This is a genomic window from Acidobacteriota bacterium, from assembly GCA_026393675.1.
Lineage (GTDB): Bacteria > Acidobacteriota > Vicinamibacteria > Vicinamibacterales > JAKQTR01 > JBAXOX01.
Map to the genome: position 1 here is coordinate 218,817 of JAPKZQ010000003.1, position 18,023 is coordinate 236,839.

An 18,023-nucleotide genomic window follows, 5' to 3' on the forward strand; every position below is an offset into this window, starting at 1 on the left:
AGACTCTCGACGTGATGACATCCGACGCCGACACCTCAATCCCTGGCCGCCTGGAGCGGCCTTCGAGGGCGACGCTCCGCGCGCTGGCCGTCATCCTGTCGGCGGGATTGCTGCTGAAGCTCATCCCGATTGTGGTTCTGGCGATGTCCCCGCCATTCACGCTGGGAGACCTTGACCGGTACGCGTACGCCGGGGCCTATGTCGCCGATCATCCCGGCCGTTGGATGTGGTTGAGGGACGTCGTGCAGTTCGGACAGTACCTCAAGGCGCCGCTCTACCCTGCGTTGATGTGCGTCATCGCCCTCATCTGGCGTTCCGGGTTTCCGTTGAACGCGGCCATTTTCCAGGTTCTGATCTCGGTGGCCAGCGGCGTCGCCATGTTCAGGATCGGCCAGCGGCTCCACTCATCAAAGACGGGCCTGATCGCGACCGCGCTCTACATGTTCTACCTGCCGAACTTCGCCACTCCGATGTTCGGGCAGGAGGCGTTGTTCATCCCACTCTCGCTCGCAGCCTTCTCGCTGCACCTGGAGTTGGTGGCGACCGGGGGGCGTCCGAGGGCGTTTGCGTTGGCTGGTTTTCTGTACGGCCTGACCGCGCTGACGCGTTCGCTGCCTCTCTATTACCTGCCTCCGGTGGCCGCATTGCACGTGCTGTGGGCGCCTCGTCGACGCCCGGCGATCCGGCAGGCGACGGCCCTGCTGGTCGGAATGTTTCTGACCATCCTGCCCTACAGCTTCTTCATCTCGTCCCGGTGGAACCACTGGGTGTTCGTCGATACGCAGGGTGTGCGCGCCGTGGTCGAGACCTACTCCGATCATCCGGATTCCCACAGGCCGGGCATGGTCGAATCGCTCAGCATGGTGGCCAAGGCGTTCGTAGCCTCGCCGGTCAAGGAAACGCAGCGGCGGATCAGCCAGGCCCGCGCGTTCTTCTATCTGAAGGGCGGCCAGTGGCTGCAGGTCGATGCGCCCCGGCTGGCGACGTCGGCGGGCGCGTGGACGCTGAAGGCGTTGGTACATCTGGTCTACGATCTGCCGACAGCCGCAATCCTGTTGTTGTCGCCGATCGGTTTCGCCCTCGCAAGAGGACGGCGTGAGGCGATGTATCTCATCCTCTGGCCGCTCGTTGCCCTCGCGCTGATGATTGCCTTCCTCTGGAGCGGGGGGCGATACACGGCGTCGTTTCTTCCACAGCTCATGCTTGGGGCATCCGTCGTGCTCGCCGGAGGCTGGCGCCGGCCGAATCGTGGCGCGATGGTGCTGGCGATCGTCTGCGCCGCCATCATCGCCATCCCAGTTGGACTGTCGGTGCCACTGACAGCTTGGGGCCGCGCCGACTACGGCATCAGGTTCAAGGCCGTGGCCGTCGACGGGCCGCAGTTGGGACACATGTCACGAGAAGCCGGCTTCAGTACGTTCACCGACGGAGGACGCGTCGAGTTGGCACTGACACCCGATAGCCGCCAGCCGACTGGCGAGACCGGAACCTGGATCGAAGTTCGGGTGGACGGCGTGCGTCAGCCAATGGTCCGGTGGGCTCCCGGCAAGACCGAACGCGTCGGTATCAGCACGCCCGCCAGGCTGGTGTTCATCGAGGTGCGACTGGTGTCGGGCGCAGGTCGATCGATCGACATCGCCGGATCGACGGAGATAGAGGTCGTCGTCGGCCGCGCCGGCCGTAGTTGACCGCGCTGACGACCGCCCCGTGTCTTTCATGATGGAGCCCGGGGTCGTCAGACCCCGGGTTGCCCGTCGAGACAAGTGGATTCCGGTGAGGCCCCCCCCCCGCGCCCACTCTGCTCGCATCCATCATGGTAGGCTGAGCACCGCATGAGCCTCATGTCGAGAACCGGACATGGCTGGACCATCCTGATGGCCAGCAGCGTCGCCGCCCTGGTAGTGGTCACGGCGCTGCTCTTCACGGCCCGCGGCACCGGCGACATGAAGATCTGGGAACGCTGGACCGGCAATGCCCTGCGTCTCGGCGTCGTGGCGGGGTTTCGCGAGAACAACAACGACTACCCACCGTTGTCGGATGCCGTCCTCTGGGTGACCGGCCACGCCGGGAACGCCGCGGGGCTTCCCGTTGCGACCGCCATCAAGTTGTCGCTCGTGATCTTCCTGGCAGCCACCCTGATCCTCTTCTTCGGGTGGGTCAATCGCGCCTCGCTCACGCTGGGATTGTGGTCGGTGTTCGTCCTGAACGCGGTGGGCATGGGCTATCTTGATATTTACGCCGTGCCACCGCTCATCCTCAGCCTCTGGGCGCTGCAGCAGTCGAGACCGACGGCGGCCGTCACGTGGTTCACGGTGGCGTGCCTCGTCAAGTGGCAACCGCTCCTCATCGGGCCGTTTCTGCTCCTGCACGTCGGCCGCGCGTGCTGGCCACCTTCATCAGAGAACGTGCGCCGATTTCTCGCGATGCTCGTGCCGTCGGTGCTGCTGCTCGTCGTCGCGATCGCGGTGTTTGACCCGTACCCGTTCTTCCGCGCGTTCGCCAAGAGCCTCGGGCATCGGGCGCTGAGCGGCGACACGCTCAACTTGCCGTGGATTGCCACGTGGATTCAGCAGGCGGTCACGCATGGCATGGCCGGGTTGACGGGCCAGGTTGTGGGCATTCCAAGCGCGCCACTGTGGCTCAGGCTGCCCTTCAAGCTCCTGTTCGCCTGGCAGTTTCTCGTCCTGCTCCATCGGTATGTGAATGGCCCGGTGGCGACCGAACGCACGCTGGCGTACTCACTGGTCGGGTTCCTCGCTTACGTGACGCTCAGCAGCGGCGTGCACGAAAACCACTGGTTCGTGCCGAGTTTCCTGGCCATCGCGCTGCTCCAGTACGGGCGCCAGTGGCTGAAGGTCGCCGTGGCCGTTGGCGTCATTGCCAATCTCAACCTGCTGCTGTTCTACGGCATCTCGGGACACGGCCTGGATTTCACTCGCGTCGTGGGCATCGATGTCACGGTGCCGCTGGCCGCGGTAGCCGTGGCGATGTACTTCTGGCTTGCGACTGTGGTCCGGCGCATGGACCAAGCTGGTTGGGAGATCGCCGCCGCCCGCTAGAAAATGGGGTCGGACCTAATTTCAGTTCTTGGAACCTCAACGAGGCAGGTTGGCAACTCTTGAAATTAGGTCCGACCCCATTTTCTTCGCGAGGCTATTCGAGCACCCGCCAGTGAGCCAGTCTGCCAGGACCACTTCCGCGCTGAGGCACAATCCGGATCTGATCGATCTCGCCCGCAGAATCCGGCAGCGTGTGCTGATACTCAACCAGACCGGGCGCCGGCGATGAGGTGACCATGATGTCCGCCGTGTATTTCTCGCGCCCCTTCGACAGATACACCACCTTGTAGTCGTGCGCCGCGTCGAGTCTGAATTCCACCTTGCGCATGGCGTGCGGCCGGTCGAGGAAGAGCGTCAAGCCCGCGTCGAATACCGTCGCGGCGTTCGCGTCCTGACCTGATTCGGCCGGGCGGTAGCCGAGCGCCGCCGACGCCCGGACGCCAACAAACCCGCGCGCGTAACCGTCGAGGAGGTACGTGGCTCGCCCGAGGTTCAGATCGACGATGGCCGTCCAGCGATCGGCCGACCAGAGCGGCCCACGGGTGACCAGTACGAGCTTGTCGTAGTAGGCCGCCACGCCAGGATCCTCGATAACGTTGGCCTGGGTCTCGAGCGTCGCGCCGTAGCCCGGAGGCGTCGCCCGCAGGTAGTGGCCGACTCGCCACGGCACCTTCGTCGGAAGCCGGGCCATCAGCGGATCCGCCAAGCCCGCGCTATCGATGATGTGTAACTGCTGCTTCGCGTAGTAGCCGTCGAAGCCCACCGAAATCGTCACGGCCACCTTCTGGCCGCGATCGACGACGCGCTTGACGTTGGCCTGGCGTCGCGTGACGATGCCGGTGCTGAACCCCGTCTTGCGAATCAGTCCGGAGTTCTGAAAGTAGTAGCGCCGCTCGTCGGTGATGCCCGATGGCGGTTCATAGCGGCCGTCGTACGCGCTCGTGCTCAGGAGCGGCGGAAGCGGACAGAACACACCAAGCCCCAGGGCAGCCACCGCCGGAGCCCACGCCAGCAGGCGGCTCTCGAACATCGGGTAGCGCGACAGCAGCGCCACGGCCATCACGAACGGCGCGGCGAAAAAGCGTCCGCTCATGAAGTCGCCGCCAACGCCCACGGTGAACAGCAGCGAGAGGATCAGGCCAAGCGCGAACGGCAGGTCGCGCCGCTTCACGAGCATGGTCACAGCTACGGCGGCCCCAATGACTGGAAGCACGATCGGATCCTGCTGCCACGAGTCAGTCAGATACATCAGACCATGCGGCCACAGGTCAGCAAAGGTCACATTGGGCGGCAGCTTCGCGTACACGGTGTTCGGCAGCGGGAAGCCGTAGTAGACGATGGAGAACGCTTCCCAGGCAGCGAACGGGAGCATGCCGACGACCACCGGCGCGATGGCGCGGCCGCGGAGCCGCCAGGCCTCGATCGCCACGGCCGGCAGCACGAGCAGGCCGGTGTCGAGGCGGTTGATCAGGAGCAGCGCCGCCAGGAGCGACAGCCACGCCAACCGTGTCGTCGATCCGGCCTTCGACGACCGACCCCACACCAGCACGAAAATCACCAGCAATACGTTCGTGAGAGGGTTCTCAAGGCCCGAGGTGGAATAGTCCACAAAGGCGCGCGAGCCCAGCAGGGCGATGGCCGCGAAGACCGCCATGGGCACCGACACCGCAAGACGCCACAGCAGGAGGGCCACCGTCGCCAGCGTCAACGCCATCGACAGGCCGAGTACCGTCAGGTACAGCTCGCCCGTCACCGTGCGAACGGCCGACACCGAGAAGAACCAGAGAGCGTGCGTGAAGACCTGCACGCGCTCGGCCGGATTCCAGCGCATGCCGATCCCGCTGATGAAGTTCTCCACCGCCCGGAACGTGATGAACGCGTCGTCGCAGAGCCAGGCCGTACGGATCAGGACGTACGCCACTGCGATGAGGGCCGCCGCGCAGACGATGTGACGGGATCGCGCGTTCACGAGTGACGTGGCTCCTCGGATCGTGTGCGCGGGGACGAAGCACACGCGGCATCGAATCGGGTAGCACAGCGGGACGCGGCGATGAGCAGGGCCGTCGAGGCACCAGCCCAGCACAGTCCGAGCAGGACCGCCACCCACGCCGGAATGACCCGTAGATAAAAGAGGTAGATCCACCAGAAGTCGAGGCTGAAGGCGAACTGCTGCGAGAAATCCCGCTTCGCCTCCCCCTCGCCCTTTTCAATTACCGGTCGTGGCTCGAGCCCGAACAGGTGTTTCGCTACGGTGGGTACGGCTGCGGCGGCCGCCTTTGCGTTGAGCGCGAGCGGGCAATTCGACCACTCGTGCATCCGCGCTTCGTACGAGGGCCCGCCCACGCTCCTGGCGAAGTTCACGCGCACCTTGGCAAAATCAACCAGCACGCCCGGCACCTGGATGGCCGCGCTCGTCAGGCACAACGCAAGCAGCGCACGGCGCGCGCCACCGGTAAGCTGCGACAGCCACAGCGCGACGGCTACCATGAGCAACGGCAGCAGAGGCACAAGATACCGCGGCCCGTATGATCGGCCCCCGGCCCAACTCCCAAGCTGCGCGTAGAACAGCGTAAAGATGACGGCCGTCGCCGTGGTCATCCACGCGAACCGCGGATGCAGCCGTCGCGAGGCCACGAGCGCCGGAACGGCAGCCAGGACGCAGGGCGAGTAGAGGATGATGGACCCGCCGGGCGACAACAGCAGGCCCCAGAGACCTTCGACCAATGAGCCGCCCATGCCCAGCGTGTCGTCCCTGAGATAGCCCGTTTCGATGGGCGATCCGAATCGGACGTTGTTGTACCAGCCCCACACGACGATAGCGGGCAGAAGGCCGGCGAGCCACCACGATGCGAGCCGAATCGCCTCTCCGTACGACCGACGCATCCGTCGACCGGGGACTGACGCCGATCCGTACGGCCCCCGGGCATCGCCCAGGCGCGCCCATAGGATGACGCCCATCGACGGCACGGCAGCCAGTATCAGTTCGTGCCGCGTCAGCAGCGCGAGACCACACATGAGGCCGGCGGCCAACCCGTGCCGCGGATGGCCAGCCTCGGCGGCCTTCAGCGAGAAGTAGACCGCGGCCAGAAGCAGCGCCGCGGCCAGCGGCACGTTGAAGCCGAACTTGCTGTACGGCCAGAGCGCTGACGAAAATGCCGTGATCCAGGCCGCCGTCGTTGCGGTACGAGCCGATCCGCTCAACCATCCCGCGAGCAGCCACGTGAGCCACACCACCAGCGCGGCCGCCCACGCGTTGCCAAGTGCCACCGACGCCTTGGTCAGCATCTCGATGCTGATAGAGCGCGTGGGCAGCACCGATGCCGCGGCGCGCCCGGCGAGGTAAAACGGCACGTTCCAGATGGATTGGAGGAGACCGAAGGGTGAATACTGGCGGCCATCCGGGCCGAGATACGCCAGGTTGCCCACGACGTCGCTCGAAAGCGCCACCGTTCCATGCTCGACAATCTGGCGCGTCACGTCGTAGGCGGCCACGGCGTCAGTTGTCGCGAGGCTCCCGCCGGCCGTGCCCACGTACACCGTCAGCGCGAGCGCAGCGACCAGGAGTCCGAGCCACCGGTCCGGGAAGTATCCTGCTGGGGCGTGGCTCATGAAGAACGTGATATGGCTCAAGTGATTTCGGGCGCCAACACCATGCGCGCGTCAGCCCGGGATCGCGTATCGGTAGAATATATACTGTAACGATACCGGGTTCGAGCCATGAGGCTTGCGCGCTGCCACCCTGATGCCATCCTGGATCTAGTATTGTGACCCTGCGAGGCCTGCACCTCAATCCGTCGAGGGTCGTGCTGGCCATCACGCTCGTGATGGCGCTGGTGCACTTTGCCGGCCTGTTTGCCCGCGGCGTTCGTCCACGCGTCATCCGCGGCGACGCCGTCCACTACTACGTCCAGCTCCGGTCGGCGGTCTTCGATCACGACCTGGATTTCGCCAACGACTACAACGGGCTCTACACACTCGATTTCAAGATTTCCGTGCCGCCTCCGGGCTACACGGTGACATATGAGCGCACGGCAACCGGCCATGTCCGCAACTTCATGCCGGTCGGACCCGCACTGCTCTGGGCGCCGCTCTTCCTGGTCGTCACCGGAGCCACTTACCTGCTCTCGCTTGCTGGGCTCGCGTACTCGCCCGACGGCTTCGGCCTCGCGCTCCAGTTCGTGCCCGATGTTTGCGGAGTGGCCGCGGCGGGCCTCGCGACGTGGTTCGCCTTCCTGTTCGTGCGCAGTCTGAACGGGCCGCGAGCCGCGCTCGGCGCGACGCTCGCCATGCTGGTTGGCAGCCCACTCATCTACTACGCCATCGTCGCTCCGGCGTATTCGCACACGCTTTCGGCGATGGGCGCGAGTGCATTCCTGCTCTACTGGTGGAACACGCGCGATCGGACCGATCTTCGCCGCTATGCTGCCCTCGGCGCGCTGGCGGGTCTCACGGCGCTCATCCGATGGCAGGACGGATTGCTGCTGGCGACAGTTCTGGTGGATATCGTCGTACACACGCGGGCCGGTCGGTTCTCGCGCGCTGGTCTCGTCGGTTTCTGGTTGTCGCGCCTGGCCGTCGCCGGAGCCGCCGCCCTCGTGGCCTTCACGCCCCAGATGGTCGTGTGGCAGGCGCTCTACGGCCAGCCGCTCACCATTCCGCAAGGCGCCGGGTTCGTGCGCTGGACCGCGTCACAGGTGACCGCCGTCCTCTTCTCTCCGGACCACGGCCTCTTTTCGTGGACACCCCTGGCCGCCGTGGGGCTCGCTGGTCTCGTTCCGCTCTGGAAGAAGCAGCCGCGCCTCGTCTTCACCCTCGCGCTGTTCTTTCTGGCCAGCACCTACATCAACGGCGCCGTGGCCGACTGGTGGGCCGGTGAAGCGTTTGGCGCCCGCCGGTATCTGAGCTGCTTCCCGATTTTCGTGGTGGGACTGGCTGAGCTCCTGACTCTCGACGGCATCCGGGGCACGGTCTCACGTGTCGTGACGATCATCCTCGCAACAGCCAATCTCTTCCTGCTGGGCCACTACGAAATCTTCATGATTGGCCTGACCAAGCTTGCGCCGTACCCTGAAACCTGGTACGCGCTCTGGGTTGAACGCTTTCTCGTGCCGATGCGGGTTATCAGGCACCTGCTGAAGTAGGGCGGCCGCGGACCATGACAAGCCAGAGCATTTCGACGCAGAGCAAGCACAGCGGTTGGGCGCGACGGCTGATTGCCATGATCGTACTCGGCATCGTCATGACCGTGCTGGTCGCGACGGTTCTCTTCGTCGTCGAGTTGATCCTCCGGGATCAATTCGCGCAGAGCCTCTATCGTGAGGCGCGCCGGCGGCCGCCACATCCTTTCCTGCAGGTGTTGGGTGGCTACTCGGTACCTGTGAATGCCAGTGGGTTTCGTGGCGATCCCATCACGGAAGAGAAGCCAGCGGGAACGTTCCGCATCGTCGCACTTGGTGGATCGACGACGCTGGGCGTGGCCAACGACTACCAGGAGACCTACCCGTTCTACCTCCAGCAGATGCTGCGCGAGCGGTATCCGAGTGTGACGATTGAAGTCCAGAATGCGGGCGTTGCCTGGTATTCGACCGCACACCTTCTGGTGAACTACGAGTTGCGCGTTCGCCCCTTCGAGCCCGACCTTGTCGTCGTCTTCGAAGCCATCAACGACCTCTATCGAAGCTTCTCGCCGCCGTGGTGGGCGAATGGTCCGTTCAAGCCCGACTACTCACACTTCCTCGGACCGTATACACGCCTGCTCGGACCGGATGTCGACGCCGTCTCCGCGGCGCCCCGGCCGCTAGGCAGCGAGTGGCTGTTGTGGCGCAACCTCAAGCGCCGATTCGGCAACGAACCGACGCCGTACGACAATCACGCCGCAAACGTTGCCAGGGTGACCGCCCGTCTGCAGGCACGCCCGGTTCAAACGTTTCGGGCGCTGCCCATCTTTCGCCGCAACTATCAGCGCCTCGTGCGCAACATCCTTGCCGACGGCCACACCGTGGTGGTCGCCTCGCAGCCCTTCCTGTTCGCGCCCGACCTCTCACCCGCCGACAAGGCGCTCCTCTATTACCCGCAGATCTTCTGCGCCGAGGACGGCTTCTACCCGAACCTCGACTCGATGGCCGCCGGCATGCGCCAGTTCAACGCCGAGGCGCGGGCCGTGGCGGACGCGGCACACGTGCCCTTCCTCGATTTCGAGTCCGCGGTGCCCAAGACCGGCGAGTACTTTTCGGATGACGTCCACCTGCGGGCGTCGGCGAACCGGATCCTGGCGCGGATCGTGTTCGATTGGATCGTCGCTGAGAAGCTCATCAACCCGCAGTTGCCTGGCAGTAAGCCGCCAGACCGTCGGTGACCGTGCCTTCGATGTCCGTGCGTCTGGTGTCGTGGCCGCCTATTCTTCCGCTGGCGGATCCGTTATTGGTTGCTGGCGCGTCGTCCGGCGCGTAATGACCACGCCGAGCAAGATGGCCGCCGCGCCGCCGGCCTTGGACCACGTGATGTGCTCGCCCAGAAATACGGCGGCCACCGTCATCGCCACCAGCGGTGTCACGTTCGAATACACCGCTGTCCTGATATTGCCGATTCGCTGCACGGACGTGTACCAGATCAGGTACGCCACGTTCAGGGCGAGGATGGACGAGAGCACGACGGCCATCCAGACCCACGCGTGGATCCGGCCCGTGTCAATCCGGACCAGCTCCGAAAACGCTGCGGGCACATAGAGCGCCGTTCCGATCGCCATCGTCAATCCGGTCACCACGAGCGGCGAGAGCCGGTCCAGTAGCGCTCGCGACCCGACGGTGTAAACCGCCCAGCACACCACGGCACCCATGGTCAGGAAATCCCCGGCGAGCGACGCCCCTCCGAATTGTGCCCCGGTCCCGACCACCATGTAGATGCCGGCCACGGACAGGCCGGCGCCGACCCACTGAACCCGAGACACGTTCTCGTGCCCGGCGAGCGCGCTGGCCAGGGCGACGGCAACGGGCGAGCAGCCCAGCAGCAGTGAACTGTTCGAGGCCGTCGTCCGAGCGAGGCCGCCCATGAAACACAGTTGGTAGACGAAGTGCCCGATGATCCCGAGCAGGGCGAGGCGGAACCAGTCGCGACGAGACAGCGATGGCCAGCCCTTCGCCAGAATAGCGACGAGAAAGATCGCCGACGCGATACACAGGCGAAGGGCGTTGAAGGACTGGTGGGGAATCTCCGCGAGCGCCGCTTTGACGAGGCTAAAGTTGCCGCCCCAGATGAGCACCATCAGGAGCAGCAGGCCGTCAAACGGCGTCAGCGCAGACCAGCGACGCACAGGGCACCAATCCGGTCGGATACCGACGGAGGGCCCACCTGATGGAGCCCGCCGCCGGAGGACCGGAGAAGTCGCGCCAGACTAGGCGCCGAACGGCTTGAGGAAGAACAGGATCAGCGAGATCAGCAGCACGTAGATCACGAGCGACTCGATCAGGACGAGACCCAGGATCAGGTTGCCACGGATGTCGTTGGTCGCCGAGGGGTTGCGGGCGATCGCCTCGACGGCGGCGCTGATGCTCCTGCCCTGCGCCAGCGCGCCGAAGGCCGCCGCGAATGCCAGAGCGAAACCGGCCGTGATGATGGACCAGCGTACGATCTCGACGGTCTTCGACGCCGCCGCCGTCGTGGGCTCCTGCGCGTACAACGGGCTCACCACACCAATGGCCACCACCAACAACAGCAGAACGAGTGCAAATCGCTTCTTCACAACCACAGCCTCCTCAATAACTACCAGGGTATCACTCTCAGGCCGCCACGCGTTCCGCGTGGTGGGCCGCCTCGTGTCCATGTGCGTCGTCATGTCCGTGCTCGGCCGCCACTGCACCTCCGAGGTAGATCATCGTCAACATGACGAAGATGAAGGCCTGGAGCGTGGCCGTGATAATGCCCAGAAACATCATCGGGAGCGGCACCAGGAACGGCACGATGCTGAACAGAATCAGGATGACCAGTTCCTCGCCGAAGATGTTGCCAAACAGCCGGAGCGACAGCGACAGCACCCGCGAGAAATGGCTGATGACTTCGATGGGCAGCCAGACAATCGCCAGCGACCAGTGCGCGCCGGGCGGCACCGCGAAGTGTTTGAGATACGACACGATGCCCTGCGACCTGATGCCCTGGGCGTGGTAGTACACCCAGACGGTCACCGCGCATCCCAGCGTCACGTTGATGCTGCTGGTCGGCGCCATCAACCCGGGGATGAGCCCCATCAGGTTGCCGAACAGGATAAAGATCCCGATGGTCCCAACCAGCGTCAGGTAGCTGCGGCCTGTCGGCCCCACCATCACGTCGAGCATCTCGGCCAGACCGCCGACGATGTCCTCGAAGATGATCTGCAGCTTGCCGGGATTCTCGACGCTCAACCGCGACTTCACGACGAAGGCCAGAATCGCCACGGCGAACACAATCAGACAGACCATCACGATGTAGTTCGGGATGGGCGCCGACGGGTTCTCGACATGGAATCCGAGAAGGCCAAGCAGGCTGTTCACCAGCGGACCGAACGGGGCGTTGGCCGCCTGCACGATCCAGAGCGTGTGTTCGAGCTTTTCCATAGCCGAAATCGGATAACGTCAACCCGCGTAGCGGCCCTGCCGCCGCGGTTCTGGAGTGCCGCGTAAAGAATGAAGAATAGCGTATAAACAGGCCGTCAGTAAAGCGTTTGCCCTGGTTCTCCAGCGCATGGCTATTGAGCCGGACGGCGCAAATAGCAGATACTGAACGCTCGCCTCCCCAGACGCCGGCGCGAAGACGCTGGCGAAGGGCGCGGGTTGGTCTCGCGCTGGTGAGACGGGGAACTGGAACCGCTGAGAGATGGCACACGCACGGGCAACGATCGATCGGGACAAGGCCCGCGACGCAGGCATGGCCTTTGTCCTGCTCTGCCTGCTTGGAGCCGGATGGTCGCACGCCCGGTGGCTCGAATGGACGGCCATCGCCGCACTGGTCGTCGACATGGTCTGGCCGGCCGCCTTCACGCCCTTCGCCGTCGTCTGGTTCTGGTTGTCCGAAGTGATGGGCGCGGTTGTCTCGAAGATCCTGCTGACCGTGCTGTTCTTCGGCGTGGTGACCCCCATCGGCCTGGTGCGGCGGGCACTCGGCCTGGACTCGATGCGCCTGAGGCAGTGGCGGCGCGGCCGGGAGTCAGTGTTCACCGTGCGCGATCACCACTACACGTCAGCGGACATCGACCGTCCGTACTAGCGAGGGACCATGCAGTTTCTGACAGACCTCTGGGGCTTCCTCAGGACACGCAAGAAGTACTGGCTGCTGCCGATGATGCTGGTGCTTCTGCTCTTCGGTGCGCTCGTCTTCCTGGCAGGCGGCACCGCGGTGGCGCCGTTCATCTACACGCTGTTCTAGGACGCCGCCCAGGACGATGCCCAACGCGATACTCGGGATCTCCGCCTTCTACCATGACAGCGCGGCCGCCATGCTGGTGGACGGCGAGATTATCGCCGCCGCACACGAAGAACGGTTCTCGCGCAAGAAGCACGACGCCTCGTTTCCGCGCCTTGCGGCGCGCTACGTCCTCGATGAAGCGGGACTGGCGGCGTCCGACATCACCTGCGTGGCGTTCTACGACAAGCCCTTCCTGAAGTTTGAGCGCCTGCTCGAGACGTACCACGGCTTTGCGCCTTCCGGGCTGCGGAGTTTCCTGTCGGCGATCCCGGTCTGGATCAAGGAGAAGCTCTTCATGCGGGAGATGCTGGCCGGCGAGTTTCTGAAGCTCGGACTCGGCACGCCGCAGGTACTTTTCCCCGAGCACCACCTCTCACATGCCGCAAGCGCGTTCTACCCGTCGCCGTTCGACGAGGCGGCGATCCTCACGCTCGACGGTGTCGGGGAATGGGCCACCTCCACCATCGGCCACGGACGCGGCGCCGACATCACGGTCCTGCGTGAGCTCGAGTTTCCCCATTCGCTCGGCCTGCTCTACTCCGCGTTTACGGCCTACCTCGGCTTCCGCGTCAACTCTGGTGAGTACAAGCTGATGGGTCTGGCGCCGTACGGCGATCCCGCGTCGGCTGAGGTGCGGACCTGGCGCGACGCCATCTTCTCGGAACTGGTCGATCTCCGAGACGACGGATCGTTTCTGCTGAACATGGCGTACTTCAACTACGCCACGGGCCTCACGATGTGCCGGAACGAACGGTGGCAGGCGTTGTTCGGCTTTGCGCCACGCGGTACGGATGATGAGATCCTTCCGCACCACATGAATCTCGCGCTGGCCATCCAGCAGGCGACTGAAGAGATCGTCTTCAAGCTGGCGGACACGGCGCACGCCCTGACCGGATCGCGTCACCTGACGCTGGCCGGAGGCGTCGCGCTCAACTGCGTCGCCAATGGCAAGCTGCTGAGGCGCGGCCCATTCACCGACATCTGGATCCAGCCGGCGTCTGGTGACGCGGGTGGCGCGCTCGGGGCGGCCCTGGCGGCGTGGCACATCACCAACGGTCAGCCGCGCCAGACCCCGGTCACCCCGGATGCGATGAAGGGCGCGTATCTGGGTCCCGCGTTCGGCGCCAGCGATGTCGAGCGCATGGCACGCCGATTTGGTGCGGTGTCGACGCGGTTTGATGACGTCGATGCGCTCTGCGATCACGTGGCCGCCCTGATTGACGCAGGCAAGGTCGTCGGATGGTTCCAGGGACGGATGGAGTACGGCCCGCGCGCCCTCGGGAGCCGCAGCATCGTCGGCGATGCCCGCAATCCCGAGATGCAGCGCCGCATGAATCTCAAGATCAAGTACCGGGAGGGATTCCGGCCGTTTGCGCCGTCGGTCTTGGAGGAATGCATCAGCGAGTACTTCGATCTGGACCGGCCGTCGCCCTACATGCTGCTGGTAGCGCCGGTTGCCGAACGTCGCTGCCATCCTCTTCCAGAGAACTACGCGTCACGGCCGCTCTATGAACGGCTCTACTTCCAACGCTCCGACCTGCCGGCGATCACGCACGTCGACTACTCGGCCCGCATCCAGAGCGTGAGCCGCGCCACGCACGAGCGCTACTGGCGGCTGATCAACGCGTTCCGCCGCCGAACGGGGTACGGCGTCATCGTCAACACGAGCTTCAACGTGCGGGGCGAGCCCATTGTCTGCACGCCGACCGATGCGTACCGGTGCTTCATGACGACGGAGATGGACGCGCTCGTGATCGAGGATTTCGTGTTCGACAAGGCGGCGCAGAAACCGTGGTCCGAGGAGGACCGCCGGAAGTACCTGGGCGCGTACGGCGTCGACTAGTACGGTCGCCAACGAAGGTGCTGAGGCCCCGGGTCCTCAGGCCATGCATCCGGGCACCTGTCAGCGGCCCCAGGACGAACACGCGGACATCTGATACGAGGGGAATTGCTGCGCCAGGTACGGGCATAGCTCGGTGTAGATCTCCCGCGCCGCTTCGGTGGATCCCTCGACGTTATAGTGGATCAGGTCGAAGTAGTACCGGCTCGAGTGCGGGAACCCGGCCGCCAAGTCGACAACCTTGCTGTGTGTCTCCGCGCCAACCCGCCGCAGCACATCGTTGTACCGCTCCAGGATCGACCAATACAGCTCGCCGTCCACATCATCGCTAAACGGGATACGCCGCAGGTCGGTCCCGGTCACGTCGTCCAGACCACGACCCAGCACCGTCGTCTGCGTCAGGAGCACCGGCTGGATGCCCGCCTGTCGCGCCAAGGTCACCAATTCGCGCACACGCCTCTCGAATGCCACGAGCGCGACAGTGGCCTCTGCCCTCTTCGTGGCGACGGTGTCGGGCGACGAGACGATCTGGCGCGCGTGTTGAAAGTCGAAGTAGGCGTGGCCCAATCCGACACGGCGTGCCTGGTAGGTGCGCCACAACGTGAGCACTGCCTGGAGGACCTTACTGTAGGGCTCGATGCGCCTGACGACATCCGCGTCAACCATCGAGCGATCCCACTGATTGAGATCGGCGCGGCCGATATCGTTGATGCCAACCAGGTACAGCACGACCTTCGGCTTCAGCGGCACGACGTAGTCGTTGACGAGGATCAGATTGCCGAAAGTGGAGTGGCCGCTCAATCCCGCGTTGTTCAGCCAGAACGGCCTGAAACTGGCCGACAGCAGCTGCGCGAGCTGGTCCGCCCAGGTGCGGCCCTCGGTGATATGGGCCGACTCGGTCGTGCTGCCGCCGATGGCAACGATGGACAATGCGGAATCCAAGCGGGCTGGCGGATCGGCTCCGCGGAATCCAAGCGAGTTGCGCCGGATCGTAATGAGCGAATCGAGTCCGGGATAGGGCGGCAGACGAACCTGAGTCGTCACGTTCGTCCGAAGCGTCACGCGTCCACCGACGACCGTACTGGTCAACGGATTGTGAATTCTCAAGATGAGTTCACAGAGAGCCAGCATGGCGAGACTGCTCGCCGCGACGATGCCGACATTGACCAGCCAGTTCTTTGTTCTCGTCATCGGGAGGACGATCTCGGCGTGTAGGGTCCGGAGCGGTCTATTATAATGGCCTGGTCGCGAGCGTCATAATGATGAGGGCGCACCTTCCCTTGCGGAGCGTCCGGTGCAGCGTCCCCGCGACATGCAACGTCCCGGCGCATTGACAGCCGCTTTTGGCGTCGGCTAAGCTCGGGCTTCCACGGGCCGATTCTGGTGAAATCCGTCAAGACCATCATCTCCATATCCGCGGCAGCCCTCCACCTGCTGGTCGTCGCCAGCATCGTGCGGCAGCCGCTGGACGTCCAGAAACAGGCCGATGTCCCGATGTTCCTGTCGTCGCGCCTCTATCACGACAGCACGCGGATGGTGGGACCTGGCGTGGACTTCTTCTGCGTCTATCATGCGGGCGTCAATGCCGGCACCGGCACCTCGGTCTACCGGCAGCGCGAGGTCAGGCCCACCACGCCCTACTACTTCGAGTTCCGCTACCTCCCGATCGTGGCGGACACGCTCGGTCGGGCGGTGACGTGGTTGCCGCCGCTCACCGCGTATCGCGTCTGGGTCATCGCGACCGACGCACTCTGCTGGCTACTGATCGTCGTCGTGTTCGGGCGCCTGCGGGCAACAGGACCGGGCTTCCTGGCGTGGTTGACGATCGTGCTGAGCACCCCGTTTGCGCTCGAATTGCACATGGGGCAGTTCACGTTCGTGGCCACAGCCATGCTTGCGCTCAGCCTGTGGTTGTCGGAGCGCGGCCAGCCATCAGCGCGGTGGAACGTGAACCGTGTGGCCTCGGCGGCCTTGATGGTTGTCTCCATCGTGTTGAAGCTGTTTCCCGCCGTCACTCTGGTCGCCTGGGTTCGGCGTCGCTCATCCTGGAACTGGCTCGCCGCCGTCGTGGGCGGCGTCGCGCTGCTGACGATTCCGCTGTTCGTGTCCGACCCCGGCACCTGGTACGACTTCCGGGACGCGAACGCCGTCGAGATGCCGAATCCGGGGAACTTCGGATTCATGGCGGCGTTGTTTTTCACACTCGAACGTCTGGGAATCGTGTGGACTCGGGACCTGTGGTCGATGGTGATTGCAGCGGGACTGCTGCTCTGGGTCGGCATCGCGGCCTGGGTCGTGCTGCTGGCTCGCCGCCAGGCGTGCTACGCAGAAGTCGCTGTGTTGCTGCTGGCCGAATACCTGGCCTCGTACCAGATTTGGGAGCACCACATGAGCGGAGCCATCGTCGCGGGTGGGCTGCTCGTCGTCGCGATGGCACGGCACAGTCTGGCATCAATGGACACGGATCCGGCTGAGGCGAGATTCAGCCGCACATGCGCCTGGTTGACCGCTGGTTGTCTCGTGCTGCTGGCGCTGCCAACGCCCTACGCCCTGTTTGAGGCCAACCCGAAACTGTGGACGTTCGGTCAGCGTGCGTTCGTGCAATGGGCCAAGCCTCTGCCCACGCTTGGCTTGTTCATCGCTGGCCTGGTGTGGCTCGCCCGGGAAGGGCTCGGCCGACCGTCGTGGACCGACTCATCGCGTCAGGTGGGACGCCCCTGACGTCTGATCAGAACGGCCTCAATGACGATGGCCGCTACCGGGACCGAGACGCCGGCAAACAACCAGACTGGGTTCGCGCGGAGGGGTACGAGGGCTACCCACGCTGCGACGGCGATCACGCCGTACCGGGTCACGTACTTCGTCAGCGTCCACGCCGCACCGGCAAGCCCCGGTCTGCCCGCCTCGTCTTTTCGTGCTTCAACGTTTAGCGCTTTGCTCGCCCGGGCATCGACGCTTTGCCGGATCACGCGATAGCTGAATGCCATCACACCTGTGCCGGCCAGTACGCCGAGTGCGCCTTCCGGCCGGCCGCGGTCCAGTACAAGCGCTGCGATCGCCACGACAGCGGCGATCCCTGCCGAGTTTCGAAGGATTCGCCGAAGCGTCGGATCGTGTTCCTGGTGTGCAGGCACGGTGGGTCCTAGGAACCAGCTCCGCGGTCCTCATCGGCGGGTGTGTCGACATCACCGACGATGGGCGGCGCTGCTGGCATGTTGGCTCCATCCGCCGGCGCGCGTGGCGGATTCCCTCGCGGATACGACTGGGACACGATTCGGTACACGTTGACGATCCCGGCAGCCAGCCCGAGAAAGAAGAAAACGAGCGTCAGAAGCGGCGCAGTGCCGAGCCATCGGTCGAGCCTGTCGCCAATCCAGAACCCCATGACCAGCGCTAGCACGAACGCCAGCCCGACGGTACTGAGCGCGCCGGCTGCGCGTAATGCTTCGCCTGAGGTTTTTGTGGATCGGAATGCCATGCCGGTTGGCCTGAGTATGACCCAGGGGCAGGGGTGAAGGAAACAGAGACAGGCGAATCCCGCAGACGGACTACCCGATAGGGGTAGGGAGAGACGATTGTGTTCGTCCCCCCCTCCCTCCGAACTGGACGGGCGGTTCTCCCGCATCCAGCTCTCCAGTTGGTGGTGTCACCTCGATGAGGGGTGACGCGCAGCAGCGTAGGCGTCGACCAGA

General features: G+C 64.7%; 16 protein-coding genes. 8 read left to right on the forward strand and 8 right to left on the reverse strand.

Features of this window, described 5'->3' with window-relative positions:
* Positions 1 to 14 precede the first annotated feature (14 nt).
* Together NT151_01410 and NT151_01415 are read left to right on the forward strand one after the other, a co-directional pair.
* Positions 15 to 1,688, forward strand: coding sequence for a glycosyltransferase family 39 protein (locus NT151_01410; GenBank protein MCX6537582.1), 1,674 nt, complete (start codon positions 15 to 17; stop codon positions 1,686 to 1,688).
* Positions 1,689 to 1,832: 144 nt separating this feature from the next.
* The gene (locus NT151_01415) at positions 1,833 to 3,059 is read left to right on the forward strand and encodes a hypothetical protein (GenBank protein MCX6537583.1); all 1,227 of its coding nucleotides are present in this window, start codon (positions 1,833 to 1,835) and stop codon (positions 3,057 to 3,059) included.
* Positions 3,060 to 3,153: 94 nt separating this feature from the next.
* On the opposite strand, the gene NT151_01420 is transcribed toward NT151_01415, so the two are convergent.
* Both NT151_01420 and NT151_01425 read right to left on the reverse strand, forming a co-directional pair.
* Positions 3,154 to 5,028: a hypothetical protein gene (locus tag NT151_01420; protein ID MCX6537584.1), complete on the reverse strand. Its 1,875-nt coding sequence runs from the start codon at positions 5,026 to 5,028 to the stop codon at positions 3,154 to 3,156.
* A complete protein-coding gene (locus NT151_01425) occupies positions 5,025 to 6,668 on the reverse strand; it encodes a glycosyltransferase family 39 protein (GenBank protein ID MCX6537585.1) in 1,644 nt (547 codons plus the stop codon). Before NT151_01425 ends, NT151_01420 begins: the two co-directional genes overlap by 4 nt.
* 155 nt (positions 6,669 to 6,823) lie before the next feature.
* Here NT151_01425 and NT151_01430 point away from each other — a divergent pair, with 155 nt between their 5' ends.
* Both NT151_01430 and NT151_01435 read left to right on the forward strand, forming a co-directional pair.
* Positions 6,824 to 8,200, forward strand: coding sequence for a hypothetical protein (locus tag NT151_01430; protein MCX6537586.1), 1,377 nt, complete (start codon positions 6,824 to 6,826; stop codon positions 8,198 to 8,200).
* Between the two features lie 14 nt (positions 8,201 to 8,214).
* Entirely contained in the window at positions 8,215 to 9,414 is a 1,200-nt protein-coding gene (locus NT151_01435; protein MCX6537587.1) for an SGNH/GDSL hydrolase family protein, read from the forward strand.
* Between the two features lie 39 nt (positions 9,415 to 9,453).
* Here the strand turns inward: NT151_01435 and NT151_01440 are convergent, their stop codons facing one another.
* The 3 genes from NT151_01440 to atpB all read right to left on the reverse strand — a co-directional run bounded on the left by NT151_01440 (position 9,454) and on the right by atpB (position 11,644).
* On the reverse strand, positions 9,454 to 10,368 hold the full coding sequence (locus NT151_01440) for a DMT family transporter (protein MCX6537588.1): 915 nt from the start codon (positions 10,366 to 10,368) through the stop codon (positions 9,454 to 9,456).
* Positions 10,369 to 10,449: 81 nt separating this feature from the next.
* A complete protein-coding gene (locus tag NT151_01445; protein ID MCX6537589.1) occupies positions 10,450 to 10,797 on the reverse strand; it encodes an ATP synthase F0 subunit C in 348 nt (115 codons plus the stop codon).
* A gap of 37 nt (positions 10,798 to 10,834) precedes the next feature.
* Positions 10,835 to 11,644 carry a F0F1 ATP synthase subunit A gene (gene atpB, locus NT151_01450; GenBank protein MCX6537590.1) on the reverse strand — a complete coding sequence of 270 codons (810 nt, stop codon included), beginning with the start codon at positions 11,642 to 11,644 and terminating at the stop codon, positions 10,835 to 10,837.
* A 259-nt stretch (positions 11,645 to 11,903) separates the two neighbouring features.
* Here atpB and NT151_01455 point away from each other — a divergent pair, with 259 nt between their 5' ends.
* Genes NT151_01455 through NT151_01465 form a run of 3 tightly spaced genes read left to right on the forward strand, consistent with a single transcriptional unit; the run spans position 11,904 to position 14,334 of the window.
* Positions 11,904 to 12,293 (forward strand): SxtJ family membrane protein, encoded by a 390-nt coding sequence (locus tag NT151_01455; protein ID MCX6537591.1) that lies wholly within the window; start codon positions 11,904 to 11,906, stop codon positions 12,291 to 12,293.
* 9 nt (positions 12,294 to 12,302) lie between these two features.
* Positions 12,303 to 12,452 (forward strand): DUF5989 family protein, encoded by a 150-nt coding sequence (locus NT151_01460; protein MCX6537592.1) that lies wholly within the window; start codon positions 12,303 to 12,305, stop codon positions 12,450 to 12,452.
* Between the two features lie 16 nt (positions 12,453 to 12,468).
* Positions 12,469 to 14,334, forward strand: coding sequence for a carbamoyltransferase (locus NT151_01465; protein MCX6537593.1), 1,866 nt, complete (start codon positions 12,469 to 12,471; stop codon positions 14,332 to 14,334).
* 60 nt (positions 14,335 to 14,394) lie between these two features.
* On the opposite strand, the gene NT151_01470 is transcribed toward NT151_01465, so the two are convergent.
* Positions 14,395 to 15,522: an SGNH/GDSL hydrolase family protein gene (locus NT151_01470; GenBank protein MCX6537594.1), complete on the reverse strand. Its 1,128-nt coding sequence runs from the start codon at positions 15,520 to 15,522 to the stop codon at positions 14,395 to 14,397.
* 192 nt (positions 15,523 to 15,714) lie between these two features.
* On the opposite strand from NT151_01470, the gene NT151_01475 reads away from it, so the two are divergent.
* Positions 15,715 to 17,052, forward strand: coding sequence for a glycosyltransferase family 87 protein (locus NT151_01475; GenBank protein MCX6537595.1), 1,338 nt, complete (start codon positions 15,715 to 15,717; stop codon positions 17,050 to 17,052).
* Here the strand turns inward: NT151_01475 and NT151_01480 are convergent.
* A complete protein-coding gene (locus NT151_01480; GenBank protein ID MCX6537596.1) occupies positions 17,034 to 17,465 on the reverse strand; it encodes an ATP synthase subunit I in 432 nt (143 codons plus the stop codon). The genes NT151_01475 and NT151_01480 overlap by 19 nt on opposite strands.
* Before the next feature lie 8 nt (positions 17,466 to 17,473).
* Entirely contained in the window at positions 17,474 to 17,809 is a 336-nt protein-coding gene (locus tag NT151_01485) for an AtpZ/AtpI family protein (GenBank protein ID MCX6537597.1), read from the reverse strand.
* Between the last annotated feature and the right edge of the window lie 214 nt (positions 17,810 to 18,023).

Bases quoted from the DNA above. Each gene is read 5' to 3' on its own strand.
- NT151_01465 (MCX6537593.1), top strand. From the start codon at position 12,469: ATGCCCAACGCGATACTCGGGATCTCCGCCTTCTACCATGACAGCGCG.
- NT151_01470 (MCX6537594.1), bottom strand. From the start codon at position 15,522: ATGACGAGAACAAAGAACTGGCTGGTCAATGTCGGCATCGTCGCGGCG.
- NT151_01435 (MCX6537587.1), top strand. From the start codon at position 8,215: ATGACAAGCCAGAGCATTTCGACGCAGAGCAAGCACAGCGGTTGGGCG.
- NT151_01415 (MCX6537583.1), top strand. From the start codon at position 1,833: ATGAGCCTCATGTCGAGAACCGGACATGGCTGGACCATCCTGATGGCC.
- NT151_01425 (MCX6537585.1), bottom strand. From the start codon at position 6,668: ATGAGCCACGCCCCAGCAGGATACTTCCCGGACCGGTGGCTCGGACTC.
- NT151_01455 (MCX6537591.1), top strand. From the start codon at position 11,904: ATGGCACACGCACGGGCAACGATCGATCGGGACAAGGCCCGCGACGCA.
- NT151_01460 (MCX6537592.1), top strand. From the start codon at position 12,303: ATGCAGTTTCTGACAGACCTCTGGGGCTTCCTCAGGACACGCAAGAAG.
- NT151_01410 (MCX6537582.1), top strand. From the start codon at position 15: ATGACATCCGACGCCGACACCTCAATCCCTGGCCGCCTGGAGCGGCCT.
- atpB (MCX6537590.1), bottom strand. From the start codon at position 11,644: ATGGAAAAGCTCGAACACACGCTCTGGATCGTGCAGGCGGCCAACGCC.
- NT151_01485 (MCX6537597.1), bottom strand. From the start codon at position 17,809: ATGGCATTCCGATCCACAAAAACCTCAGGCGAAGCATTACGCGCAGCC.